Below are 23,997 nucleotides of genomic sequence, written 5' to 3' on the forward strand. Positions count from 1 at the left end.
CCCTCCCTGCGCCCTGTGAATCGGGCGCGGCGTACTTATAATGATGTGATGAAAATCAAATTTACCAAGATGCATGGTGCCGGCAACGACTTCGTCGTGCTTGATGCCGTGAACCAGGCCATTTCGCTCACCCCAGCCCAGTGGCAGTTCATCGCCGACCGCCGCTTCGGCATCGGCGCCGACCAGATGCTGGTGGTGGAAAAGGCGCAAGCCCCTGGCGTCGATTTCCGTTATCGCATCTACAACGCCGATGGCGGCGAGGTGGAGCAATGCGGCAACGGCGCGCGCGCCTTCGTGCGTTTCGTTACCGAAAAGGGCCTGACCGACAAGCGGGCGATCCGGGTGGAAACCATGTCCGGCGTAATCGAACCGCGCCTGGAAGCAGACGGCCAGATCACCGTGGACATGGGCGCGCCCATCCTCACGCCGGCCGACGTCCCCTTCGACAGCCGCGGCCTGCAACACCGCACCGAAGCCGAGGACACGCTGTGGCCGCTGGACGTGGCCGGCAAGACCACCTGGATCTCGGTGGTGTCGATGGGCAACCCGCATGCGGTGCAAGTGGTGGAGGACAGCGAAGCGGCCCCGGTCCTGGTGGACGGACCGCTGATCGAGCACCATGAACGTTTCCCCAAGCGCGTCAACGCGGGTTTCATGCAGGTGGTGGATCGCCATCACATCAATCTGCGCGTCTACGAACGCGGTGCCGGAGAAACCCTGGCCTGCGGCACCGGCGCCTGTGCCGCGGTCGTCGCGGGTATCCGCCGTGGCCTGCTGGATTCGCCGGTAGCGGTCCAGACCCATGGCGGCGTGCTCAACATCGCCTGGGCCGGCCCGGGCGAACCGGTGATGATGACCGGCCCTGCGGTGACGGTGTTTGAAGGCGAAATCGAACTGCCTGATTCGCTTTGATCCCGGACCGACAGCAGATATAACAAAGCGGCTTGCTGAAGCATCAGCAAGCCGCTTTCCATTTGCGCTGCATGACTTGCGCAGATCAGTGCTTCTGAATCTGTCAGGCCGCCAGATCCTGGGTCTCGGCTTCCTCGTCTTCCTGCGACTGGGGCAGCACGGTCTTCAGACGGTACAGACGCTGGCGGTAGTTGCCTTCCGGCCCGCTGGGACCGCAGTCCATGTCTTCGAAGAGCCGTCCGATACGGTTGAGCGTGCCACGCTGCTCGCCGGTCTCCACCATGATGAGCCGCCGCTTGCTGCGCGCGTACTGGCTGCGGATGTCGATCATCAGGCAATGTCCGCAATCCGCCTGCTTCAGGTCGATCAGCAGGGCTTCCGGCCGGGTCAGGCCAAACAGCATGGCCAGCTCGATGCGGGCGGCCAGGAAGGGATGGGCATTGACCTGCTCGCGGCTCATCTGTGCGCGGGCCTGCACGGCCCAGGCGGCAGATTGCGGACGATCCGCCACCTTGTCGAGCAAGGCTTGCGCCTGTTGCGCACCCTGGCTTGCCGCCTTTTGCAACCAGTACAGCGCACGCACGTCATTGGCGGGATCGTCACGCCGGTTGCGCCACGCGCCCACGCCGCATTCCAGCTGCGCCTCCACATGACCCATCTCGGCGGCACGCTCCAAATAATGCTGCACATCGGCAAGGTTGCGCTGTGAAAATTCCGGCTTCAAATAGATACGGGAAAGAACAAACCAGGCCGCTGCCATCCCCTGCTCGCCCGCCAGGGTCAGCCAGCGGATGGCCTTCTTGTAATTGGCCGAGCCTTGTCCGGCAAATCGGCGCTCACCCGAGGCATCTACCCGCCCATACAACAGGCCCAGGGCCAGTTGCGCATCCCGGTCGCAGGCCAGGGCCGCCAGTTCCAGCAGTTGCTGGGCCTGCAGGAGATCAGGGCGCTTGTCGGACTGGTGCACTTCGGCCAGGCGGCGCAGCAACTGGATGTTCTGCGCACCGAGCGCTGCAGCCAGCGCCTCCGAAGGAGCATTGAGCTGCGCCACTTGCTGTTCATGCTGGCGCAACAGGGCATCGGCCAGGGGCTGGGCGCGCTGGCGGAAGGCCACAAAGTCGGACTGCTGCCAGGCGCTGTCGGCCAGCGCATGCTGGGCCTGCTCGATGCCGGCATCGGCGGCTTTCTGCGTCCACTGCTGCAATTGCTCGGGCCTGACCATCGCCGCCGCCGCTGGCGCCACATCGGCTGCGGCCTCTGACGATACTGCTGTCGGGACCAGCATGCGTTCGCCCTGACGTGCCAGCAGCCACTGGGCATCCGGATCGCCCTCCGCTGCCACCGTTTCCAGCGCGCGCAGCGCGCGGTTCTTCTGCTCGGGACTGGCCGCCGCCACGCCGGCAGGGTGTTCCAGGACCAGGCGCGCCAAGGTCAGACCAGCGCGCGTGGCCCCCGCCTCGAAGGCGCGCTCGTACCATTGCGCAGCTTCGTGCGGCTTGCCCAGCTGGCTCACAACTTCATAGGGAATATGCCGGGCAATGAGCATCCAGGCATCGGCCAAGCCCTGGCGGGCAGCCCGCTCCAGCCAGTGCCATGCGGTGCCCGGACTTTGCGGCAAACCATTGCCGCCAAACAGGTAGCGCTGGCCCAGGCTCAGTTGCGCCTGGGCATCTCCGGCACGTGCTGCCCGGATGATTGCTAGATCCTCGCGATTGGCCATCCAGCCTCCACATCAGGTCAGAAAGCCAAAATTATGCCGCACAATCGACATTTTTTTAAAATTCCCTAGAAAAGTATCCAAATGCATCGTTTTAACAACAAACTTGTTGACGAGACGGGGCGGATCAAGTTTTGCTCGGCCATGCCGTTAATGAGTGACACGCTGCAAGCCAAAATTTGCCTGTCATGCATTGACGGGCAGGAAAGCGTTTGAAAAAAACAACACTCCATCCGTGGATTGACGCTTTCAACCAAAATTCCTCCCTCCACGTGACCAATCTGCGGCCACGCCAAATGAGAACCCTTAATGTCTCACCATCCGACCAGAAGTACGGATCCTCAAGACTATTTTTATAGAAGGATGTCAAATGAAAAAATCTCTGCTGGCACTGGCCGTCCTCGGCGCGTTCGCAGGTGCTGCTCAAGCACAAAGCTCCGTTACTATCTACGGTATCGTTGATACCGGTGTTGTTTACACCAGCAAGGTTGCTGTTGGTTCGGGCACCGGCAGCAAGTTCGGCCTGAATTCGGGCGTCGTCCAAGGTTCGCGCATTGGTTTCAAGGGCGTTGAAGATCTGGGTGGCGGCCTGTCGGCTGTGTTCCAACTGGAAACCGGCTTCACCAACGACAACGGCGGCCTGCAAGGTTCCGACGCCGTGACCTCCTCCAACCTGTTCCGTCGCAAGTCCGTGGTTGGTCTGGCTGGCGGCTTCGGTACCGTCTTGCTGGGTCGTCAAACCGACTTCGCTGACACCATCTCCGCTTACACCTCCGTCAACGATTTCGGTGGCGTGACCGGTGCTGTCGGCCACAACCTGAACCGTCTGGAAGGTACCCGTACCAACAACTCGATCAGCTACACCACCGCCAACCTGAGCGGCTTCACTGGTAACCTGATCTACGGCTTCGGCGAAACCGCTGGCAAGACCTCCGCTGGTCAATCCTTCGGTCTGGGTGCCAAGTACGACAACGGTCCTCTGGGTCTGGGTGTGAACTACTACCAGTCCAAGCAAGGTTCGACCCCGTCTGACACTTCGCTGATCCAAGGCGTTGCTCCGGCAGCTGGCACCACCTCCGCCGCTCTGACCGCAACCCAGAACTACCAGAACACCACCGCTCTGAACAGCGCCAACGCTGGTTCGACCGCCTACAAGGGCTGGAACCTGGTTGCCAGCTATCAGTTCGGCCCGGCACGCGTGTACGGTAACTGGTCGCGCGTCAAGCAAGACCTGAACACCCAAGCCAACCTGACCTCCATCGGCGTCGGCGCTCTGTCGACTCTGGGTAACCGTACCCTGGCTCGTTCGACCAAGGCTGACATCTACGAACTGGGTACCGCTTACTCGCTGTCCCCGTCCCTGAAGCTGCTGGGCGCAGTGACTCACACCCGTGCTGACTTCGACGGCGTGAGCACCAAGGGCAAGCTGACCCAGTACAGCCTGGGTGCTGACTACTGGCTGTCGAAGCGTACCGACCTGTACGCCTTCGTCGCCAACACCCGCGCTTCGGATATCGTCAACACCGGCGTCCTGGGTGATTCGACTGGCTCCGACGCCAGCCAAACCGCTGTTGCCGTTGGTATCCGTCACAAGTTCTAATTCAAGGACCTGAAACCGGTGTGAACACATCGGTCTCAACCTGAGTTGAACCTGAGTCGTACCGAAAGAGGCCTGCATGAGCAATCATGCAGGCCTCTTTCTTTTTGCCCTCATCCGCAGCCATCGCCCCGTCCAACTACCCTGAACGGCGCCGATGATTGTCAGTGTGTCCGATAGCGAGGATAATCTCGCGATACTTCCGGTGCGCCCCTCCCCGCGCGCCACCGGCACTCCAACACAGACCCCGCGACGATGACCACCGAACTGGATTCCAGCCTGATTGCCGACTACCTGCTCGACCACCCTCATTTCTTCGAGGAGCATGCCGAACTGCTTTCGACGGTCAAGCTCACCAGCCCGGTCATGGGCCGCGCCGTGTCGCTGCAGGAACGCCAGATGGAAATCCTGCGCGAGAAGATCCGCGTACAGGAGCTGCGCATGGCCGATCTCATGCGCATCGCCCAGGAAAACGACGAGATCACTAGCAAATTCCAGGCATGGAGCCGCGCCCTGCTGCTCACGCGCGATGCCGATGACCTGCCGCGCGTGCTGGTGGACCGCCTGCAGGAAATCTTCCACGTGCCGCAAGTGACGGTCCGCCTGTGGAACCTGGGCCCGGCCCACGCCGGCAACTGGGCCACGCAGGAAGTCTCGGACGACGCCCGCATCTTCGCCAATGGCCTGTCGGCCCCGTTCTGCGGTCCCAACAAGGATTTCGAAGCCGCGACCTGGCTGGACGATGCCGCCTCCGTGAAGTCGGTCGCCATGCTGCCGCTGCGCGTCGGTGCGGCACCGGAAGCCTTCGGCTTGCTGGTGCTGGGATCGCCCGATCCGAATCGCTTCACTGCCGACATGGGCACCGATTTCCTGACCCGCATCGGCGAAACCGGCAGCGCCGCGCTGGCCTGCCTGCTGCGCTGAGCGCGGCCGAGCGCGTCCCACCGGGAGTCATGGCATGGATGGCCCAGCTTCCCCGGCTTCTTCCCTGATCGGACAGTATCTTTCCTTCCTGCGCAGCCAGCGCAAGCTGTCGCCGCACACGCTGGACAGCTATGCGCGCGACCTGCAGGAGCTGCGCGCCCTGCTGGCCCCCGCCGATCAACCGCAAGAGACCGAACCCGCGCTGCAGCGCGTGACCCAGGCCCAGATCCGCAAATGCGCTGCGCGCCTGCATGCGCGCGGGCTGAATGCACGCTCCATCTCGCGCAAGCTGTCGGCCTGGCGCGGCCTGTTCGCCTGGCTGGCCGTGGAACAGGCGATGCCTGCCAACCCGGTCGACGGCGTCAAGCCGCCCAAGAAGAGCAAACCCCTGCCCAAGGCCCTGCCGGCCGACGAAGCCATCCGCCTGGTCTCCCAGGCCGATCCGGCGCGCGACCCCGATTCCACCCTGGCGGCCTGCAACCGGGCCATGTTCGAACTACTGTATTCGAGTGGGCTGCGGGTCTCTGAACTGGCCGGCATTGATGTGAAAGATGTACGCGAAGGCCCTTACGAATCAGCAGGCTGGATCGATCTGGAAGAAGCGGAAGTCACCGTGACCGGCAAGGGCGGCAAGAAGCGCAAGGTCCCGGTCGGGCAGGCCGCGCTGCAGGCGATCCGCGACTGGCTGCCCCTGCGCGCCAGTCTGGTCAAGGCCGATGGCGGCATGGATGGCCATGCGCTGTTTCTCAATGAACGGGGAGCGCGCATGTCGCCTCGGGTCACGCAGCTGCGCCTGAAAGCGCATGGCAAGAGTGTGGAGATGCCGGCCGACGTCCATCCGCACATGCTGCGGCATTCCTTCGCCTCGCATGTACTGCAGAGCTCGGGGGACTTGCGGGCGGTACAGGAAATGCTGGGCCACGCTTCCATCACCGCCACCCAGGTCTACACCGCACTGGACTTCCAGCGCCTGGCCCAGGTCTACGACCAGGCCCATCCGCGCGCCCGCAAGGGCGGCGAGAAATAGTCACTGACGAGCCACAGTCCGGCCGCCGGCCGCGCCGCCGCGAGCGCCGGGCCGTGATCGGCTAAAATGGAGGCTTCCGCACGCCACGTGCTACTGAATCCTTTCGCCAGTCCTGCTGGCCCAGCACACTCGCCCATGCCGACCATGAAAGCCAAAGCCGCCGACTCCTCTCCCGCCAGCACCGCCGCCCAGGCTGCGACGGTGACCGCGCTGGCCGAGGCGCAGCTGCGCGAGGCCGGCGTGCGCGTGACGCAAGCCCGGGTCAACGTCCTGGGCGCGCTGCTGGAAACCCGCAGCGCCGCCTCCCATCAGGATATCCAGGATCGCTTTGCCGACATGGACCGGGTCACCCTCTACCGTGCCCTGGATTGCCTGACCGAAGCCGGCCTGGCACACAAGATCTCCAGCGACGACCGCATCTTCCGCTACAGCGCTGGTGCCGATCACGCTGAACACGGGCTGCACGACCATGCGCAGGGCAAACAACACCAGCACGGCCACTTCAAGTGCACCCGCTGCAACCGCGTGTTCTGCCTGGATGCCAGCGATGGCACCGACTTCCTGGCCACCGTGCTGCCCGATGCCGACCGTCACCGCTCCACCGCCGCGCAACTGCAGTCGGCCTTGCGCAAGACCCTGGGCAAGGGCTTCCAGAGTCACGAAGTGGAACTGACCATCAAAGGCTGGTGCGCCGACTGCGCCGACTGACTTTTTGACACATCCCTTCAGGTCAGCGCGCAGCCCCCAGCGCCGCAAGCCGTCGCGGCAGCTGCCGCACTGAACGAACCTTCACATCGACAAAACCCGGCAGGCGACTGAGCGCACGCTGGCCTCCCATGTGCCCGAGCAGGGCCTGGCTACCGCGCAGGTACTGGGTGACCCATGCCGTGCGCACGCCCAACTCGCGGGCACTCTTGAGGTTATCCACCGTATCCTCGACCAGGATGCAGCGCCGTGGGGCCACCTTGTGGCGCGCCAACAGCTTGCGCAGCATGATGCGCGAAGGCTTGGGGCGCAGCTGGCGATGCACGTGCATGGATTCGATGGAAATGTGATGCGAGAAATGCCGGTGCAGCCCCAGGTGCCGCACCAGCTCGCGCGAATAGCGGCGCGGCGCATTGGTGAGCAGGATCTTCTGCCCCGGCAACTGCGAGAGCCAGCGGCCGATGCCGCGCTCGGCGCGCACCATGCCCGGGAGGTCGTCGAACAGATGCGCTTCATGCAGGAATTCATCCACCCCCAATCCATGATGCCGCACCAGCCCCAGCAGGGTCGCGCCGTAGAGCTTCCAGTAATGCCGCCGCAGGTAATTGACCGCGGCTTCGTCGCTGGGCTGGCCATCGTTGTCCAGCACGCGCTTGATGATGCGATTCATGTTGGTGTTGATGGCGGGGAAGATCGCGTGCGAGGCGTTGTGCAGGGTATTGTCGAGATCGAACAGCCAGAGCGGTGTAGTATTGGACGCCATAAAAAGACCGGCGCGCCGCCGTCGCCGGGGCGCACCTTCAGCAAGCTAGGAAAGAAAGGCCAGCAGTGACCGGATTGATGCAACGCTTGATTATAGTGAGTTTGACCTGGCTGTCCTGCCTGAACTTGCTCTCCCCGGCCCGCGCCGCGACGCCAGCCGATGCAGCTCCGCCCGCCCCGCCGCGCGGCGCGCTCTACCAGGTCTCCGATGGCCGCCATACGCTGCTGCTGTTTGGCACCATCCACGTCGGCGCGCCCGATTTCTATCCGCTGGAACCGAAACTTCAGCAAGCCCTGGCCGCCGCCCCCACGCTGGCGCTGGAACTGGATCCGCAGAACGCCGCCGCCATGCAGAGCGCAGTGCAGCGCTATGCGGTCTATCCTGCCGGTCAACAACTGCTGGACCAACTCGACCCGGCGCTGCGCGAACGGACCCGAACCACGCTGCAGCGTTTCGGCATGACGCCGGACAACGTGCAGCAACTGCGTCCCTGGATGCTGGCCATGGCCCTGACCGTGCAGGAATATGTGCGCCACGGCTATCGCACCGACCTGGCCGTGGACAGCCATCTGGCTGCGACGGTGCGCGCACATGGCGGCAAGGTGATCGAACTGGAAAGCGCCGACCGCCAGTTGGGCCTGTTCAGCAAGCTGACGCCGGCGCAGCAGGCGCAATTCCTGTCCGATACCCTGCAGGAGCTGGACGATGCCGACCTCACCCGCAAGCTCGATCGCCTGGTGGCGGCCTGGCGCAGGGCCGACAGTGCCGACTTCGGTGCCGCCTTGCAGGAGATGCAGCAGGATGACAGTTTGGCCAGCCGCTTTGCGGTGCAAACCCTGCTGCGTGAGCGCAATCCTGGCCTGGCGGCGGGCATTGCCGGCCTGCTGCGCCAACAGGACAAGGCCGTGGCGGCTATCGGCATCCTGCATCTGGTCGGGCCGGACAGCGTGCCGGTGCTGCTGGAAAAGCAGGGCTTGCAGGTCAGGCAACTTTACTGAACGCGACCACTACGGCGCTGCAAAACGCTGTGAACAAAAAAGGATGAGCAAGCTCATCCCTTTTTTACAACCGAACCGCGCCGCGATCAGTGCGAACGGATCATGGTCCCGAAGGCCTGCTCGGTCAGCACTTCCAGCAGCAGCGAGTGTTCAATACGGCCATCGATGATGTGTACCGTGTTCACGCCCGACTTGGCCGCATCCAGCGCCGAAGAGATCTTGGGCAGCATGCCGCCGGAGATGGTGCCGTCGGCGAACATCTCGTCGATCTCGCGCGCCGACAAATCGGTCAGCAGGTTGCCGGCCTTGTCCTGGACACCGGCGATGTTGGTCATCATGATCAGCTTTTCGGCGTGCAGGATCTCGGCGATCTTGCCGGCCACCACGTCGGCATTGATGTTGTAGGCCTGGCCGTCGTCGCCGAAACCGATCGGCGAGATGATGGGGATGAAGGCATCATCCTGCAGCGCCTTGACCACCGCCGGGTTGATCGCGTCGATCTCACCCACGTAGCCGATGTCGAGGAATTGACCCGGATGCTCCTTGTCCGGCATCTGCATCTTGCGCGCGCGGATCAGGCCGCCGTCCTTGCCGGTGAGGCCCACCGCCTGGCCGCCATAGTGATTGATCAGCATCACGATGTCCTGCTGCACCTCACCGCCCAGCACCCATTCCACCACTTCCATGGTTTCTTCATCGGTAATGCGCATGCCCTGCACGAAGGTCCCCTGCTTGCCGATCTTCTTGAGCGCCGCATCGATCTGCGGGCCGCCGCCGTGGACCACCACCGGGTTCATGCCGACCAGCTTCAACAGGATCACGTCGCGCGCGAAGCCGTGCTTCAGGCTCTCTTCGGTCATCGCGTTGCCGCCGTACTTGACCACGATGGTCTTGCCGTGGAATTTGCGGATATACGGCAGCGCCTCGGCCAGGATTTCGGCTTTGATCTGCGGGGCTACGTGGGTGAGGTCGGTGGTCATGGCAATGTCCTGTCGATGCGATGAGGAAAAGGTGATGGGGTGATGCGGTTAGGGACGCGATTTTACATGGAAAGCCGCTTGCCTTCGCACTGCAACATGCGGCGTGTCCTATCCAGACAACGCCGCCGCGCTCAGGCGCTGCAGGCGCGGATTTCCTGATCCGGGAAGGCGCTCTTGATGTTCTCCAGTGCGGTGCGGGCTTCCGGGCTCAGGTCGCGCAGCTGGAATACCTGTTTGCCGGCCCCCGAGCGGCGCGCAATGATGCGGGCGCTGCGCACGCCCCGCGAGATCAACTGGCCCACATAGGCCTTGGCCGCCTCCTCGGTACGGAAGATGCCCAGCGAGACGCCCGAACGCAGTGCCGGATTGGGGAAACTGTCTGGAATGACGTAGAAATCGCCGATACCCAGCCGGCGCAGTTCGGCGATGCGGCGGTCCGCGCCCTCGCGGCCATCCTGGGGCGGGATGTAGACCATGTGGCTGGTGACGTCCTGGGTCAGCTTCTGGACCACCTTGTCGCCCAGCTTGAGGCTGGCCAGCTGGTCCGAGAAGCGGCGGGCGTCGGCGGCGGTAAAGTTGCCGACTTCGGTACAGGAAGGCGTGACCGTGGCGACCTGCGGGACCGCTGGCTGGGCCGGGGCTGCCGTGGCGGGGGTGGCCGCAGGGGCAGGCGCTGCGGCCGCCGTCCCAGTGTCGGCAGCGGCGGCCTGCGCGATCGCTGGCTGCGCGCGCAGTTGCGACGCGAGTTTGTCGCTATTGGCGGGCAGCACGCTGAGCAGTTCCGGGCGCAATTGCTCAGCCAGGCGCTGCGGCTCGCGCCGTTCGGACGCGTTGGCACCGAAATAGCCGCGCGACATCCCGAACAGGACCACGTTACCTACCAGCAACAGCCAAAAAAGCAGTTTCAGCTTCATCCGCGCCCAGTCTTCCTTGCCCTCATTGATTTGCCTGTCTGCATGGACAAGCGCTCAGCGTCCATGGTTCATACCCGCATGGTGGCCATATGAAGGCCTATGAGCACCAGATTATCCACTTTTTCCAGTGGCGTATCGCCCGATGCGAGATACGGCGCCAGCAACAAGCCGGCGCCCCCGGCCAGCAGGCAGCGCAGCGGAACGTTCGGACGCAGGCGCCGCCGCTCGGCCAGCGCATGCTCGATGGCTCCGACCTGGGCCGCGATGCAGCCGGCGACGATGGCCTCGACGGTATTGTCCGCAAACAGGCGTTCGGGCGGTGCGGCGCCATCGATGCGCGGCAGCTGGGCGGTATTCAAGGCCAGCGAGGTGGCCATGGTACCGAATCCCGGCAGGATCATGCCGCCCTCGAAGCACCCGTCGGCACTGACCACGTCGATGGTGGTGGCCGTGCCGCAGGTCGCCACCAGCAACTCCTGGTCCGGAAACAGGGCCCGCGCGCCAATGGCCGCTGCAAAGCGGTCGCAGCCCAGCTGGCCGGGTTGGCGGTAGCCATTGCGCACGCCAGCCCGCTCGGCGGTGGAAGCGAACCATTCGACGATCACACGCGGTCCGAAGACACCGTGCAGAAGGGCCTGCAGGCTGTCGCGCAGGGCCGGGCCGGCGACGTTGGACACACAGATCTGCAACTCCTCCTCAGGAGCAGCCTGTCTGGCCAGTGCCCCCCAGTCCCGTGCCAGCATCTCCACCTGGGCGCGTTCCACCGCGCCTTGCTGCTGCCAGCGCGGCAACGGCGCCATACTCCGATCCGCATCAGCCACGACCGCCCACTTGATGCGGGTGTTACCGGCGTCGACCAGCAGCCTCATGCGTCTTGCAACCGCAAGGAGACATCCCCGGCCAGGATCTCGACCTGCCCGGCCTCGGTGTCCATGAGGAATCGGCCCATCATGTCCACGCCCACGGCCGTGCCTTCCTGCAGCACGCGGCCATTCTCGACGATCTTGACGGCCTGGCCGGCATAGGCGTGGAAGGCTTCCCAGCGCTTGACGAAGGCCCCGAAGCCGCGCGCCTCGAACTCTTCCAATACGCCTGCCAGCGCGCTGGCGATGATGGCCAGCACGGTTTCGCGCGGCGGCTTCTGCAGTTCGGGGGCCGCACCGATGGCGCGCTGCAGTTCATCTTCCAGCCCCGGCGGAACCGCCAGATTCAGTCCGATGCCGATCACGGCCCAGGTGGCATTGCCCTGGCGGCCATCCGCGGCGGTCTCGATCAGGACACCGGCCAGCTTGGCGCCATCGCGCAAGACGTCATTGGGCCACTTCAGTTGCGGCCGGATGCCGAACACTTCCAGCGCCTCGGCCAGCGCCACGCCCACAGCCAGCGGCAGACCCAGCAGCGCGTGCATGGGACGCTGCAGGCGCCAGGCCAGCGAAAAGGTCAGGGAATCTTCCGGTGCGGCGCGCCACGGACGGCCCGCGCGGCCACGGCCGGCGGTCTGGCGGTCGGCCACCAGCAGCAGCGGACGCTGCAGGGACGACAGGCGCTGCATCAGGTCGACATTGGTGGAACCGGTCTCGGCCACGGCTTCGACATCGATGCGTTGCTGCCCCTGGGGATCGGAACCGGCCAGGAGCATGCCGATGCGCTCGGGACGCACCAGCGGTGCCGATTCAGACTCGGCGGGCATGGGAAAAGTCAGTGTCATGCGGGCATTGTAACGGCAGAGCGCGCCTGCGCGGGGTAGTGGGCGCGCTGCAATGGTAAAGACGGCAGCCGGCCGGCGCGGCCCGGCCCGAAATCGGTTACCCTCTGGCCCATGCCCGTTCCACCCGATGCCCGCTCCGAGCCTCCCGCTACCCCGGCCAGTGCACCGGCAGCCTCGTCGTTCGCGCGCGTGAGCCTGCTGGTCTATACCCTGCTGATCGTCTATGCCAGCTGGTATCCCTTCTCCGGCTGGCGCGACATGGGTATCAAACCCTTCGATTACTTGGGCGCGCGCCTGCCCTACTACTGGACCGTGTTCGACGTCTGGACCAACGTGGCCGGCTACATCCCGCTGGGCCTGCTGCTGGTGCTGGCCCTGCACCCGCATCTGCGCCCCTGGTGGGCGATATGGCCGGCCACGGTGGCCGGTGTGCTGCTGTCGGCCTGCATGGAGGCGGTGCAGACCTACCTGCCCACGCGCGTGTCCTCCAATCTCGACCTGCTGACCAATTCGCTGGGCGTGGCGCTGGGGGCCGTGCTGGGCGCAGCTTGCAGTCGTTATTTCCTGGAGGATAGCCGCTTCCTGATGCTGCGCCGCCGCTGGTTCTCGGGCGCGGCCAGCCGCGGGCTGGTGGTAGCGTGGCTGTGGCCGCTGGCGCTGATTTATCCACAGAACCACCTGTTCGGCCTGGGACATCTGGTGCCGCCGTTGTCTGCATTCTTTTCCGACCTGTTCGATACCCCCATCGACCTCGCCACCACCTGGCTCAACAGCGCGCAACCGAGCGCCGAGCAATACTGGCTGGCCGACGTCATCGTCACCGCCTGCGGCCTGACCGGCGCGGCCCTGCTGGTGCTGCTGCTGATGCGCCGCCAGGCCCCGCGCCGGCGGCTGGTAACGCTTTACCTGCTAGCCTGCATCGCGGCCAAGTCGCTGGCGTGCGCGCTGTTCTTCGCGCCGCAGAATGCCTTCGTCTGGATTTCGCCCAGTGCCGTGGGCGGCATCATGCTGGGGACACTGATGATCGTCGGCCTGGCCTGGGCCCCGCCCACGGCGCAGCGGCGAGTGGCAGCGCTGGCACTGATCCTGAGCCTGGTGGTCACCAACGCAGTCCCGGCCAATCCCTATTACCTCTCCACGCTGGAGACCTGGGTCCAGGGCAAATTCCTCAACTTCGACGGGGCCGCGCAGTTCCTGTCGGTGCTGTGGCCCTTCCTGGCGATCTGGTTCCTGTTGCACCCGGTGCACCGCAGGCCGGGCTGAGCGGGGTGTATCATTGACGTTTTGCCGGCCCGCGCCGGCACTGCCGTCACTCTCCACAGGGCATTCCATGAGCGATCAAGAGCAACCGCAAGAGCAAGAGCAACCCTATTACGAACATCACGTCTTCTTCTGCCTGAACCAGCGCAAGCCGGGCGAACGTACCTGCTGTGCCGACAAGGGCGCGCAGGCCGCGCAGGAACACGCCAAGAAGCGCATCAAGCAACTGGGCCTGTCCGCGCCCGGCAAGGTCCGCATCAACAAGGCCGGCTGCCTGGAGCGCTGCGAAGAAGGCCCGGTGGTGGTGATCTACCCGCAAGGCACCTGGTACACCTACGTCGACAATGAAGACATCGACGAGATCATCGACAGCCACATCGTCGGCGGCAAGGTCGTGGACCGCCTGAAAATCTGACGATATGAAAGTTTGATCATGCTGCCGCCCCCAAGCCGGGCGCAGCAAGCTTCCCCTCATCCGTTTCCCCGCACGCCATGAACGTACATACCCAACACTTCCAGATCGCCGGTGCCGTCGGCCAGCTCGAATGCGCACTCGACCTGCCGGATCCCGAGCAATTCGCCGCGCCCGTCGGCCTGGCCTTGGTGGCCCATCCGCATCCGCTGTATGGCGGCACGATGGACAACAAGGTCGCACAAACCCTGGCCCGCACCTTCCTGGCGCTGGGCTACGTGGCGGTGCGCATGAATTTCCGCGGCGTGGGCAAGTCCGAAGGCGTACACGACCACGGTGCCGGCGAGACCGACGACATGGCCCTGCTGCTGCAGCACATGCGATCGCAGTATCCGGACCTGCCGCTGGCCTTGGCCGGCTTCTCCTTCGGCACCTTCGTCCAGGCGCAATTGCAGCAGCGCCTGCTGCAACAGGATGCGGCCAGCGCCGCCGAGCGCCTGGTGCTGGTCGGCACGGCCGCCGGCAAGTGGCCCATGCCGCCGGCGCCGGCCAATACCATCCTGATCCACGGCGAGCAGGACGACACCATTCCCCTGTCCGCCGTCCTGGACTGGGCGCGCCCGCAGGAGCTGCCGGTGGTGGTGATTCCGGGCTCGGATCACTTTTTTCACCGCAAGCTGCAACATATCAAGAACGTCGTGGTCGAAAGCTGGCATCGCCGCCCGGCGCAGCTTCCGGCCTGAAGGTTTCCGGCACGTCCGGCGTTCATCCGGAAGCATGGCGGCGCTGTACGAGGCCAGAGCCAGGGTGCATGCCGGTATCGTGAGGGGATTTTCGGGGATGAAGATCCATTCAATTGGGAACGATGCCACATGACGTTTTATAATTCAGTGCGACCAGCCAGACCGACGCAGCGCGCGCCATTGCGGTTGTTCGTATCGATTGAACCAGACTGATCCGTCCTGCCTCACCCTCTTTTCAAACCAACAGCTACGATGTTCCCCCGTGCTGGCAATTTTTCTTAGGCACCGATGAAAAAGCTTCTCGCGGCATTTGCCGCAACCGTCCTTTCCCTTTCCGCCCTGACCGCCTCCGCCCAAAGCCTGCCGCCGCCGACCGTGGCGGCCAAGAGCTGGCTGCTGCTGGATGCCTCGGCCAACCAGGTGATCGCCTCCAGCGACGCCGACACCCGCGTGGAACCGGCCTCGCTGACCAAGCTGATGACCGCCTACCTGGCCTTCGCCGCCCTGCGCGACAAGCGCCTGAGCCTGGAGCAGGAAGTGAACGTTTCAGTCAACGCCTGGAAGGTCGATCCGAGCAGCTCCAAGATGTTCATCGAGCCCAACAAGCCAGTCTCGATCGACAACCTGCTGTATGGCCTGATCTCGGTCTCCGGCAATGACGCCGCCGTGGCCGTGGCCGAAGCCGTCTCCGGTACGGAAGATGCCTTCGTGCAGCTGATGAACCGTGAAGCGCAGCGCCAGGGCCTGACCAACACCCACTTCAGCAACCCGCACGGCCTGCCCAGCGCCGACACGTACACGACCGCGCGCGACCTGTCCATTCTGTGCCGCAACCTGATCAACGACTTCCCTGACTATTACAAGCGCTATTACTCGGTCAAGAAGTTCACCTACAACAACATCACCCAACCCAACCGCAACCGCCTGCTGTGGCTGGATCCGACGGTCGATGGCATGAAGACCGGCCACACCTCCAGCGCCGGCTATTCGCTGATCACCTCGGCCCATCGCCCGGTGCCCAACGGCGAGCGTCGCCTGATCTCGGTGGTGATCGGTACGGTTTCCGACCAGGTCCGCACCCAGGAAAGCCAGAAGCTGCTGAACTGGGGCTTCCAGAACTTCGACGCCGTGAAGCTGTATGCCAAGGGCCAGGCCGTGGATACGCCGGACGTGTGGAAGGGTTCGCAGAGCAAGATCAAGGTCGGCTTCAAGAACGACGTCTACATCACCATCCCCAAGGGCACGGCTGACAAGGTCAAGACCAAGCTGGAACGCAATGATCCGCTGATCGCCCCGATCTCGGAAAACGCCAAGGTCGGCACCCTGAAGGTGACCATCGATGACAAGACCGTGGCCGAACTGCCGGTGATCGCGCTGGAATCGGTGGGCCCGGCTGGCTTCATCGGCCGTGCCTGGGACTCGCTGCGGCTGATGTTCAAGTAATCATCAGGCAGTTCTGCCGCCACGGCGGCAGATGAGCAAGATGAGCAAGTCAAGAAAACGCCATCGGGTGACCGATGGCGTTTTTTCATGTGCGCTGCCAAGGCCACGCATTGCATGCCGATACGTATACGCAAACCCTTGGATGCATCGGATCACATACCCCAAGCCAGAAACAAAAACGCCACCGGCGAACCGGTGGCGTTTCTTTTACTGCTTTACTGGCTGGCTGAAATCAATCAGCAATCAGGCCGCAACCGCTTCCTTGGCTACTGCCGGTGCCACATCATCCGCCGACGACCGGATCAGGTGATCGAAGGCCGACAGGCCAGCCGTTGCACCTGCACCCACGGCGATGACGATCTGCTTGTACGGCACCGTAGTGACGTCACCCGCAGCAAAGACACCAGGAATCGAGGTCTGGCCCTTGGCGTCGATCTCGATCTCGCCGTGCTTGGACAAGGCCAGGGTTCCCTTGAGCCATTCGGTATTGGGCACCAGGCCGATCTGGACGAACACGCCTTCCAGTTCCACGTGCTTGACCTCGCCGGTTTCACGTTCCTTGTAGCTGATACCGTTGACGCGCTGGCCGTCGCCGGTGATCTCGGTAGTCTGCGCCGACGTCACGATGGTCACATTGGGCAGGCTCTTGAGCTTGCGCACCAGCACCGCATCGGCCTTCAGTTCGGCTGCGAACTCGATCAGGGTCACATGGGCGACGATACCGGCCAGGTCGATGGCTGCTTCCACACCCGAGTTGCCGCCACCGATCACCGACACGCGCTTGCCCTTGAACAGCGGACCATCGCAGTGCGGGCAATAGGCCACGCCCTTGTTCTTGTATTCCTGCTCGCCCGGCACATTGACGTTGCGCCAGCGGGCACCGGTGGACAGGATCACGGTCTTGCCCTTCAGCACGCCGCCATTGGCCAGCTTCACTTCGATCAGCTTGTCGCCCGGCACCAGCGCTTCAGCGCGCTGCACGTTCATGATGTCGACGTCATAGGCACGCACGTGCTGTTCCAGCGCGGTGGCGAATTGCGGGCCTTCGGTTTCCTGCACCGAGATGAAGTTCTCGATGGCCAGGGTATCGAGCACCTGGCCGCCGAAACGCTCGGCCACCACGCCGGTACGGATACCCTTGCGCGCTGCATAGATCGCCGCCGCTGCACCGGCGGGGCCACCGCCGACGATGAGCACGTCATACGGCTCCTTGGCGCTCAGTTCTTCACCCTTGCGGGCAGCGGCACCAGTGTCGAGCTTGGCGAGGATCTCTTCCACGCCGGTACGGCCCTGACCGAAGACTTCACCGTTCATGTAGACGGTCGGCACGGCCATGATCTGGCGTTGCTCGACTTCACCCTGGAACAGCGCGCCGTCGATGGTCACCGACTGGATGCGCGGATTGATGATGGACATCACGTTCAGCGCCTGCACGACTTCCGGGCAGTTCTGGCAAGTCAGCGAGACGTAGGTCTCGAAGCGATAATCGCCGTCCAGGTTCTTGATCTGCTCGATGACCTTGTCGTCGAGCTTGACCGGGTGCCCGCCGACTTGCAGCAGCGCCAGCACCAGGGAGGTGAATTCGTGGCCCATCGGGATCGCGGCGAATTCGACGCTGATATGGGTCCCGGGGCGGTTCAGTCTGAAGGACGGGGTACGTCCTTGGGCATCGGCACCGCGTTGCTCGACCAGCTTGATGCGGTCCGACAGCAGCACGATGTCTTGCAGGAGTTCCTGCATCTCACGGGACTTGGCGCCATCATCGAGCGACGCGACGATCTCGATCGGGTGGCTGACCTTTTCCAGATAGGCCTTCAATTGGGTCTTGAGATTGGCATCAAGCATGATGATTACTTCCTCGTTGAGAGATTCTAGGGTCGCCCTGACCACGGCCTCGCCCTTGTGGGGGTCGGCCGCTTGCCCGGGGGGAGCGTGCCAGGACGGATACTGCAGGGATGTTCAGTGCAGCGCCAGCCGGAGAACAGCGCTTGGCTGGCGCGATACGGCGGGGTGTTGCTTAGATCTTGCCGACCAGGTCCAGCGAAGGCTTCAGGGTGGCAGCGCCTTCTTCCCACTTGGCGGGGCAGACTTCACCCGGGTGCGAGGCCACGTACTGGGCAGCCTTGACCTTGCGCAGCAGTTCCGAAGCGTCACGGCCGATGCCGTTGTCATGCACTTCCATGACCTTGATTTCGCCTTCCGGATTGATCACGAAGGTGCCGCGCAGTGCCAGGCCTTCTTCTTCGATCAGCACTTCGAAGTTGCGTGCCAGGGTTGCGGTCGGGTCGCCCACCAGCGGGTACTGGACCTTCTTGATGGCTTCCGAGGTGTCGTGCCATGCCTTGTGAGCGAAGTGGGTGTCGGTGGACACGCCGTAGATTTCAACGCCCAGCTTCTTGAATTCAGCGTAGTTGTCGGCCAGATCTTCCAGCTCGGTCGGGCACACGAAAGTGAAGTCGGCCGGGTAGAACACGAACACGGACCACTTGCCCTTCAGGGTGGCTTCGGTGATGTCGACGAACTTGCCATCGTGGTAAGCGGTTGCCTTGAACGGCTTGATAGTGGTGTTGATCAGGGACATTGTCGATTTCCTTTTAAAGGGGGGTTGAGTGAAGCGATGGGTTGAATAGTAGAACGCCAAACAAAATAGATCAATTTTATTTAATCAATACTTTTGATTGGATTTAACTATCAGTCTTGAGGATCAGGCTATCGGCAGCGCCGGCGCCCGCAAAACGACGCGGTCACCGGAAACACATGGCATCGGCCTGCGCAGATGCAAGCGCGACACTGGCCAATCTCTGACCGTGATCGCTTAAGATGAAACACTTCCGGCCGCGCCAAGGAGCGGGTGCGAGCGGAAGTGGGAGCAATGTTACTGCAAGCACGCCGTTCTTGTGCAGGTGCACAAGCTGACCAATCCTGACCCTGATGAACCGATGAGCGAGCACCGTCCCCACCCCGGCCGCCGCGCCGATTTCCTGCACTTCCACGCCATTGCGACACGCTGGATGGACAACGATGTCTATGGCCACGTCAACAATGTCGTCTACTACAGCTGGTTCGATACCGCCGTGAACCACTACCTGGTGCAGCGGGGCGTGCTGGATATCGAACGGGGGGATGTGATCGGACTGGTCATCGAAACGCAGTGCAACTATTTCGCTTCGGTCGCCTTTCCGGACCTGATCGAAGTGGGCGTACGCGTGGCGCATCTGGGCCGCAGCAGCGTGCGTTACGAGCTGGGCATCTTCAAGGCGGGGGAAGAGACTGCCGCTGCGCAAGGCCACTTCGTGCATGTGTACGTGGATCGCGCCAGCCGCAGGCCGGTGGCGTTGCCCGAGGCATTGCGGGCGGCGCTCATGCCGCTGACCTTGCTGATGCCGGGCTGAAAAAACGCTTCCGCCAGATCCGCCACCCCAAAAAGAAAACGCCTGCCGCATAGTTGCGGCAGGCGCTTCCTGTCTTCTCCGAACCGGTCAGCTTAGGCTGCCAGCTTCTTCTCCAGCTTGTCCTTCACGCCTTGCAATTCGGCCGGCAGCTTGTGCTTGAGCTTGTCGAACAGTTCGGCATGCAGCTCCAGTTCCTTGACCCAGGCGGCCTTGTCGATGGAGGTGATGGTGGCGAACTGTTCGGCGCTGAAGTCCAGGCCTTCCCATTGCAGGTCATCGAAGCGCGGGGTGACGCCGAACAGATGTTCGACACCACCGGTCTTGACGCCCTGCGGATCCTCGATGCGGTCCAGCATCCACTTCAGCACGCGCATGTTGTCGCCGAAGCCGGGCCAGACGAACTTGCCGTCGGCATCGGTACGGAACCAGTTCACGCAGTAGATCTTCGGCAGCTCGGCGGGCGAGGCGGCGATCTTCTTGCCGATGTCCAGCCAGTGCTGGAAGTATTCGCTCATGTTGTAGCCGGCAAACGGCAGCATGGCGAACGGATCGCGGCGCACCACGCCCTGCTGGCCGACGGCCGCAGCGGTGGTTTCCGAGCCCATGGTGGCGGCCATGTACACGCCTTCCACCCAGTTGCGGGCTTCGGTCACCAGCGGCACGGTGGTGGAACGGCGGCCACCGAAGATGAAGGCCGAGATCGGCACGCCGGCCGGATCATCCCAGGCCGGATCGATCACCGGGTTCTGGGTTGCGGCCACGGTGAAGCGGGCGTTCGGGTGCGCTGCCTTGCGGCCGGTTTCCTTGCCGATTTCCGGGGTCCAGTCCTTGCCCTGCCAGTCGATCAGGTGCGCCGGGGCTTCCTTGGTCATGCCCTCCCACCAGACGTCGCCATCATCGGTCAGCGCCACGTTGGTGAAGATGGTGTTGGCTGCAACCGAGGCCATGCAGTTGTAGTTGCTCTTTTCGTTGGTGCCCGGGGCCACGCCGAAATAGCCGGCTTCAGGGTTGATGGCGTACAGGCGGCCATCGGCACCCGGCTTGATCCAGGCGATGTCGTCACCGATGGTGGTGACCTTCCAGCCGCCGAAGGCCTTGGGCGGGATCAGCATGGCGAAGTTGGTCTTGCCGCAGGCCGAGGGGAAAGCGGCAGCCACGTAGTGCTTCTTGCCCTCCGGGGATTCGACACCCAGGATCAGCATGTGCTCGGCCAGCCAGCCCTGGGCGCGGCCCATGGTGGAGGCGATGCGCAGGGCGAAGCACTTCTTGCCCAGCAGCGCATTGCCGCCATAGCCCGAACCGTAGGACCAGATCTCGCGGGTTTCCGGATAGTGGACGATGTACTTGGTGGCATTGCACGGCCAGGCCACGTCCTTCTGGCCGGCGGCCAGCGGTGCGCCCACGGTGTGCACGCAGGGCACGAACTCGCCATCGCTGCCTAGGACGTCATACACGGCCTTGCCCATGCGGGTCATGATGCGCATGTTCACGGCCACATAGGGAGAGTCGGACAATTCCACGCCGATGTGGGCGATGGGCGAACCCAGCGGACCCATCGAGAACGGCACCACGTACAAGGTGCGGCCGGCCATGCAGCCGTCGAAGAGGCCGTTCAAGGTCTGGCGCATCTCGGCCGGATCGGTCCAGTTGTTGGTCGGGCCGGCGTCTTCCTTGTTCTGCGAGCAGATGAAGGTGCGGTCTTCCACGCGGGCCACGTCCGACGGATCGGAGCAGGCCAGGTAGCTGTTGGGACGCTTGGCTTCGTTGAGTTTCTTCATGGTGCCGGCGGCGACCATTTCAGCGCACAGGCGATCGTATTCTTCCTGCGAACCATCGCACCAGTAAATGCGAGCCGGCTTGGTCAGCGCGGCAATTTCGGCGACCCAGTTGATCAGTTTCTGGTGTTTGACGTAGGCGGGCGCATTGACTGCGGGAATGCCTGCCATGAGGGGTTGGTTCATATGCTACCTCCAATGCCACAAGTTGATGAATTCGGTTGGCACGGCAGGATCGTCGTTGCACGGGCCTGGCGGGATACGCACGCCAGTCTGCAATACGGCGGTCTTGTCGATGGCGGCGGTCTCCAGGAGCCCGGCCACCCGGCCCGCCTCCTTGCTGGCGGCGGGTTTTGCTCACTCTTCGACAGTCGAGAGTGCAGGAAAGTGGCAGCGATTGTACCCCGATAAAACGGAATTTACGCAAATTTGTAGCGAAAAATACCCGACTTATGTAGTAGGTAATTACAAATCAAAAAAAATCTGTTAATTCATTACCGTGGCATATAACAGTCATTCCTTGATAAACCGCATGAACACTGGATTTGCGGGGCATTGCGGGCGATATGCCATTCACAACGTGAATATCTCCTGCAGAAATGCGACGAAAACTTTCACCTTGGCTGTCTCGCGGCGTGTTGGTTGGTAAAGCACCACGATGTCCGGACCGGCCACCTGCCATTCCGGCAGCACCGGCACCAGGCTGCCCTCCTGCATGGCCGGATCGAGGGTCACCGACATCTGCTGGATGATGCCGCTGCCGGCCTGTGCGGCAGTCATCGGAGTCGCTGGCGGCCGCCGGATCGGGCGGCCCTGAAAAATATGCGAGCTTTACGCGCCGCCCCAATTGCATGGGCAACAGCGCCCGTGCCGAATCCCGGCAATCGCTTTATGATGGACGCCCACGCCGGCCACGCAGGTGGCCGGTCACAGCCCCTCAAGAGTGCCAGGAGACTTCCCATGAAAATCGCCATCCTCGACGACTACCAGGATGCCGTGCGCCACCTAGATTGCTTCCGTCTGCTCGACGGCCACGACGTCAAGGTCTTCACCAACACCGTGCGCGGCACCGGCCAGCTGGCCGCGCGGCTGGCGCCCTTCGACGCCGTGGTGCTGATCCGCGAACGCACCGCCCTCACCCAGCCCCTGCTGGAAAAACTCCCCCTGCTGAAACTGATTTCCCAGACCGGCAAGGTCAGCGGCCATGTCGACGTGGCCGCCGCCACCGCGCGCGGCATTGCCATCGTCGAAGGCGTGGGCGACCCGACCGCACCGGCCGAGCTGACCTGGGCCCTCATCATGGCTGCCATGCGCCGCGTGCCGCAATACTGCAGCGCCCTGCGCGCGGGGGCCTGGCAGCAGGTCTCGCCCACGCCGCATCACAACCTGATCGGCACCGCCCTGAAGGGACGCACCCTGGGCATCTGGGGCTACGGCAAGATCGGAAAGCTGGTGGCCGGTTATGGCCGCGCCTTCGGCATGCAGGTGGTGGTGTGGGGACGCGAGGCCAGCCGCGAGCAAGCCGTCAAGGATGGCCTGCACGCTGCCGCCAGCAAGGAAGATTTCTTCACCCAGGCCGACGTACTGACCCTGCACCTGCGCTTGAACGACGCCACGCGCGGCATCGTCAAGGCCAGCGACCTGGCCCGCATGAAGCCGACTGCCTGCTTCGTCAACACCAGCCGCGCCGAACTGGTCGAGGCCGATGCGCTGGAAGCGGCCCTGCACGCCGGCCGTCCCGGACTGGCTGCGCTGGACGTCTACGAGCGCGAGCCGCTGCCGGTGGATTCACCGCTGCTGAAGATGGACAACGTGGTGGCCGCCCCGCACCTGGGCTATGTGGAAAAAGACGGATATGAACTTTACTTCCGCGCGGCCTTCCAGAACATCGTCGACTACGCCGCCGGTGCGCCCAGGAACGTGCTCAATCCTGAGGCTCTGGGGTGATGCGGTGAATGGTTCTGACCGGCGGGTCATAGGTGAGCTGGGGCATGGCCCCGGCGCGCTTCCACAGGTGGCGCCAACCCGGCGGCCAAGGTAGCGGCGGGCCGGCGTATTCGGGGACGTTGCGCCGGATCGGGATCACCGGCAGGTGTTCCGGAATGCTGCCGTTGCTGTGCCAGCCAAGGCTGAAGGCGTAATCCGGCAACAGCGTGGCGCACACCAGTTCGAACCAGCTGGCGTGGGCTTCGTCTTCGCCCAGCGCCTGCGCCAGGCCCTGCGGGTCGAACTGGGCCAGCAGGCGCGCCAGTTCCTCGGGAGACGAAGACGGTCCGTCACCCCAGCCCATCACCGGATTGAAGTTGTAATCGGCGCCCGAGCCATACCAGCCCTCGCGCCAGGGCCGCTCGATCCAGTTGCGCGGGCCGCTGAAGAGATGCCAGCGCCAGTGCAGCCCGGACGGCTTGGGCCAGCTGTAGAGGTAGAGCCGCTGGTAGCCGGCACGATGCAGCTCGCGCACCATGGCCATCAGGCGCGCATGCGGCATGCGGTCCGGCGGAGCGCGGCGAAACAAAATGGGCGTGCCATCGGCGTGCTGCACTTCGTCCGACGACAGGTTCAGGTCCAGGGTGCGCACTTCGCTGCCGAAGCGCGCAGAAATCCAGCCCGTCATCAGGTTGACGAGCACGATCACGCCATAGCCGCGATGGCGGTGGAAGATGACGGTGCCGGGTGCCAGAGGTTTCATATGCGGTCCATTATAAATGTCCTTGGAAAATCGCTCCG

The 23,997-nt window shown here is 63.6% G+C and carries 23 protein-coding genes; 12 read left to right on the plus strand and 11 right to left on the minus strand.

Translation table 11 applies throughout. The features are described 5' to 3' along the window. Nucleotides 1-48 precede the first annotated feature (48 nt). Nucleotides 49-912: a diaminopimelate epimerase gene (dapF, locus tag ACWFUC_RS01860; protein ID WP_288065077.1), complete on the plus strand. Its 864-nt coding sequence runs from the start codon at nucleotides 49-51 to the stop codon at nucleotides 910-912. 103 nt (nucleotides 913-1,015) lie between these two features. Here the strand turns inward: dapF and ACWFUC_RS01865 are convergent, their stop codons facing one another. Next, the gene (locus ACWFUC_RS01865; protein WP_489623942.1) at nucleotides 1,016-2,632 is read right to left on the minus strand and encodes a tetratricopeptide repeat protein; all 1,617 of its coding nucleotides are present in this window, start codon (nucleotides 2,630-2,632) and stop codon (nucleotides 1,016-1,018) included. Nucleotides 2,633-2,999: 367 nt separating this feature from the next. On the opposite strand from ACWFUC_RS01865, the gene ACWFUC_RS01870 reads away from it, so the two are divergent. The 4 genes from ACWFUC_RS01870 to ACWFUC_RS01885 all read left to right on the plus strand — a co-directional run bounded on the left by ACWFUC_RS01870 (nucleotide 3,000) and on the right by ACWFUC_RS01885 (nucleotide 6,885). Next, nucleotides 3,000-4,229 carry a porin gene (locus ACWFUC_RS01870; RefSeq protein WP_489623943.1) on the plus strand — a complete coding sequence of 410 codons (1,230 nt, stop codon included), beginning with the start codon at nucleotides 3,000-3,002 and terminating at the stop codon, nucleotides 4,227-4,229. Nucleotides 4,230-4,481: 252 nt separating this feature from the next. Further along, complete coding sequence (locus ACWFUC_RS01875; protein ID WP_039783642.1) at nucleotides 4,482-5,150, plus strand: DUF484 family protein; 669 nt, start codon at nucleotides 4,482-4,484, stop codon at nucleotides 5,148-5,150. 34 nt (nucleotides 5,151-5,184) lie between these two features. Then, nucleotides 5,185-6,177, plus strand: coding sequence for a tyrosine recombinase XerC (gene xerC, locus ACWFUC_RS01880; RefSeq protein ID WP_489623944.1), 993 nt, complete (start codon nucleotides 5,185-5,187; stop codon nucleotides 6,175-6,177). 135 nt (nucleotides 6,178-6,312) lie between these two features. Further along, on the plus strand, nucleotides 6,313-6,885 hold the full coding sequence (locus ACWFUC_RS01885; RefSeq protein ID WP_134223582.1) for a Fur family transcriptional regulator: 573 nt from the start codon (nucleotides 6,313-6,315) through the stop codon (nucleotides 6,883-6,885). Between the two features lie 22 nt (nucleotides 6,886-6,907). On the opposite strand, the gene ACWFUC_RS01890 is transcribed toward ACWFUC_RS01885, so the two are convergent. Further along, nucleotides 6,908-7,645: an HAD-IA family hydrolase gene (locus ACWFUC_RS01890; protein WP_034331773.1), complete on the minus strand. Its 738-nt coding sequence runs from the start codon at nucleotides 7,643-7,645 to the stop codon at nucleotides 6,908-6,910. A gap of 95 nt (nucleotides 7,646-7,740) precedes the next feature. On the opposite strand from ACWFUC_RS01890, the gene ACWFUC_RS01895 reads away from it, so the two are divergent. Then, on the plus strand, nucleotides 7,741-8,643 hold the full coding sequence (locus tag ACWFUC_RS01895; protein ID WP_489623945.1) for a TraB/GumN family protein: 903 nt from the start codon (nucleotides 7,741-7,743) through the stop codon (nucleotides 8,641-8,643). 86 nt (nucleotides 8,644-8,729) lie between these two features. On the opposite strand, the gene argB is transcribed toward ACWFUC_RS01895, so the two are convergent. The 4 genes from argB to ACWFUC_RS01915 all read right to left on the minus strand — a co-directional run bounded on the left by argB (nucleotide 8,730) and on the right by ACWFUC_RS01915 (nucleotide 12,245). Next, a complete protein-coding gene (gene argB, locus ACWFUC_RS01900) occupies nucleotides 8,730-9,623 on the minus strand; it encodes an acetylglutamate kinase (protein WP_121040645.1) in 894 nt (297 codons plus the stop codon). A 131-nt stretch (nucleotides 9,624-9,754) separates the two neighbouring features. After that, nucleotides 9,755-10,537, minus strand: coding sequence for a hypothetical protein (locus tag ACWFUC_RS01905; RefSeq protein ID WP_034331769.1), 783 nt, complete (start codon nucleotides 10,535-10,537; stop codon nucleotides 9,755-9,757). Nucleotides 10,538-10,605: 68 nt separating this feature from the next. Then, nucleotides 10,606-11,406: a type III pantothenate kinase gene (locus ACWFUC_RS01910; protein WP_489623946.1), complete on the minus strand. Its 801-nt coding sequence runs from the start codon at nucleotides 11,404-11,406 to the stop codon at nucleotides 10,606-10,608. Next, nucleotides 11,403-12,245 carry a biotin--[acetyl-CoA-carboxylase] ligase gene (locus ACWFUC_RS01915; protein WP_121040651.1) on the minus strand — a complete coding sequence of 281 codons (843 nt, stop codon included), beginning with the start codon at nucleotides 12,243-12,245 and terminating at the stop codon, nucleotides 11,403-11,405. The genes ACWFUC_RS01910 and ACWFUC_RS01915 overlap by 4 nt, the downstream gene beginning before the upstream one ends. Nucleotides 12,246-12,356: 111 nt before the next feature. On the opposite strand from ACWFUC_RS01915, the gene ACWFUC_RS01920 reads away from it, so the two are divergent. From ACWFUC_RS01920 to ACWFUC_RS01935, 4 genes are all read left to right on the plus strand, one after another. Beyond that, nucleotides 12,357-13,508 carry a VanZ family protein gene (locus ACWFUC_RS01920; RefSeq protein ID WP_134137007.1) on the plus strand — a complete coding sequence of 384 codons (1,152 nt, stop codon included), beginning with the start codon at nucleotides 12,357-12,359 and terminating at the stop codon, nucleotides 13,506-13,508. A 67-nt stretch (nucleotides 13,509-13,575) separates the two neighbouring features. Continuing rightward, the gene (locus ACWFUC_RS01925) at nucleotides 13,576-13,920 is read left to right on the plus strand and encodes a (2Fe-2S) ferredoxin domain-containing protein (RefSeq protein ID WP_034331765.1); all 345 of its coding nucleotides are present in this window, start codon (nucleotides 13,576-13,578) and stop codon (nucleotides 13,918-13,920) included. Between the two features lie 77 nt (nucleotides 13,921-13,997). Further along, nucleotides 13,998-14,660, plus strand: a complete 663-nt coding sequence (locus tag ACWFUC_RS01930; protein ID WP_276843049.1) for an alpha/beta hydrolase — start codon at nucleotides 13,998-14,000, stop codon at nucleotides 14,658-14,660. Nucleotides 14,661-14,948: 288 nt separating this feature from the next. Further along, on the plus strand, nucleotides 14,949-16,103 hold the full coding sequence (locus ACWFUC_RS01935; RefSeq protein ID WP_034331763.1) for a D-alanyl-D-alanine carboxypeptidase family protein: 1,155 nt from the start codon (nucleotides 14,949-14,951) through the stop codon (nucleotides 16,101-16,103). Nucleotides 16,104-16,346: 243 nt separating this feature from the next. Here ACWFUC_RS01935 and ahpF read toward each other — a convergent pair whose 3' ends face one another. Both ahpF and ahpC read right to left on the minus strand, forming a co-directional pair. Beyond that, the gene (gene ahpF / locus ACWFUC_RS01940) at nucleotides 16,347-17,948 is read right to left on the minus strand and encodes an alkyl hydroperoxide reductase subunit F (RefSeq protein WP_121040657.1); all 1,602 of its coding nucleotides are present in this window, start codon (nucleotides 17,946-17,948) and stop codon (nucleotides 16,347-16,349) included. A 172-nt stretch (nucleotides 17,949-18,120) separates the two neighbouring features. Further along, nucleotides 18,121-18,684 carry an alkyl hydroperoxide reductase subunit C gene (gene ahpC / locus ACWFUC_RS01945; RefSeq protein WP_008332872.1) on the minus strand — a complete coding sequence of 188 codons (564 nt, stop codon included), beginning with the start codon at nucleotides 18,682-18,684 and terminating at the stop codon, nucleotides 18,121-18,123. A 358-nt stretch (nucleotides 18,685-19,042) separates the two neighbouring features. Here ahpC and ACWFUC_RS01950 point away from each other — a divergent pair, with 358 nt between their 5' ends. Then, nucleotides 19,043-19,495 (plus strand): acyl-CoA thioesterase, encoded by a 453-nt coding sequence (locus ACWFUC_RS01950; protein WP_276843052.1) that lies wholly within the window; start codon nucleotides 19,043-19,045, stop codon nucleotides 19,493-19,495. A gap of 92 nt (nucleotides 19,496-19,587) precedes the next feature. On the opposite strand, the gene ACWFUC_RS01955 is transcribed toward ACWFUC_RS01950, so the two are convergent. Together ACWFUC_RS01955 and ACWFUC_RS01960 are read right to left on the minus strand one after the other, a co-directional pair. After that, nucleotides 19,588-21,456 carry a phosphoenolpyruvate carboxykinase (GTP) gene (locus ACWFUC_RS01955; RefSeq protein ID WP_252696538.1) on the minus strand — a complete coding sequence of 623 codons (1,869 nt, stop codon included), beginning with the start codon at nucleotides 21,454-21,456 and terminating at the stop codon, nucleotides 19,588-19,590. Between the two features lie 387 nt (nucleotides 21,457-21,843). Then, nucleotides 21,844-22,050 carry a LysR substrate-binding domain-containing protein gene (locus ACWFUC_RS01960; RefSeq protein ID WP_252696539.1) on the minus strand — a complete coding sequence of 69 codons (207 nt, stop codon included), beginning with the start codon at nucleotides 22,048-22,050 and terminating at the stop codon, nucleotides 21,844-21,846. Nucleotides 22,051-22,230: 180 nt separating this feature from the next. On the opposite strand from ACWFUC_RS01960, the gene ACWFUC_RS01965 reads away from it, so the two are divergent. After that, a complete protein-coding gene (locus ACWFUC_RS01965; protein ID WP_489623948.1) occupies nucleotides 22,231-23,217 on the plus strand; it encodes a D-2-hydroxyacid dehydrogenase family protein in 987 nt (328 codons plus the stop codon). Here the strand turns inward: ACWFUC_RS01965 and ACWFUC_RS01970 are convergent. Further along, complete coding sequence (locus ACWFUC_RS01970) at nucleotides 23,195-23,959, minus strand: hypothetical protein (protein ID WP_034330392.1); 765 nt, start codon at nucleotides 23,957-23,959, stop codon at nucleotides 23,195-23,197. The genes ACWFUC_RS01965 and ACWFUC_RS01970 overlap by 23 nt on opposite strands. Nucleotides 23,960-23,997: the final 38 nt, after the last annotated feature.

It is taken from the genome of Herbaspirillum sp. Her4 (assembly GCF_057961335.1).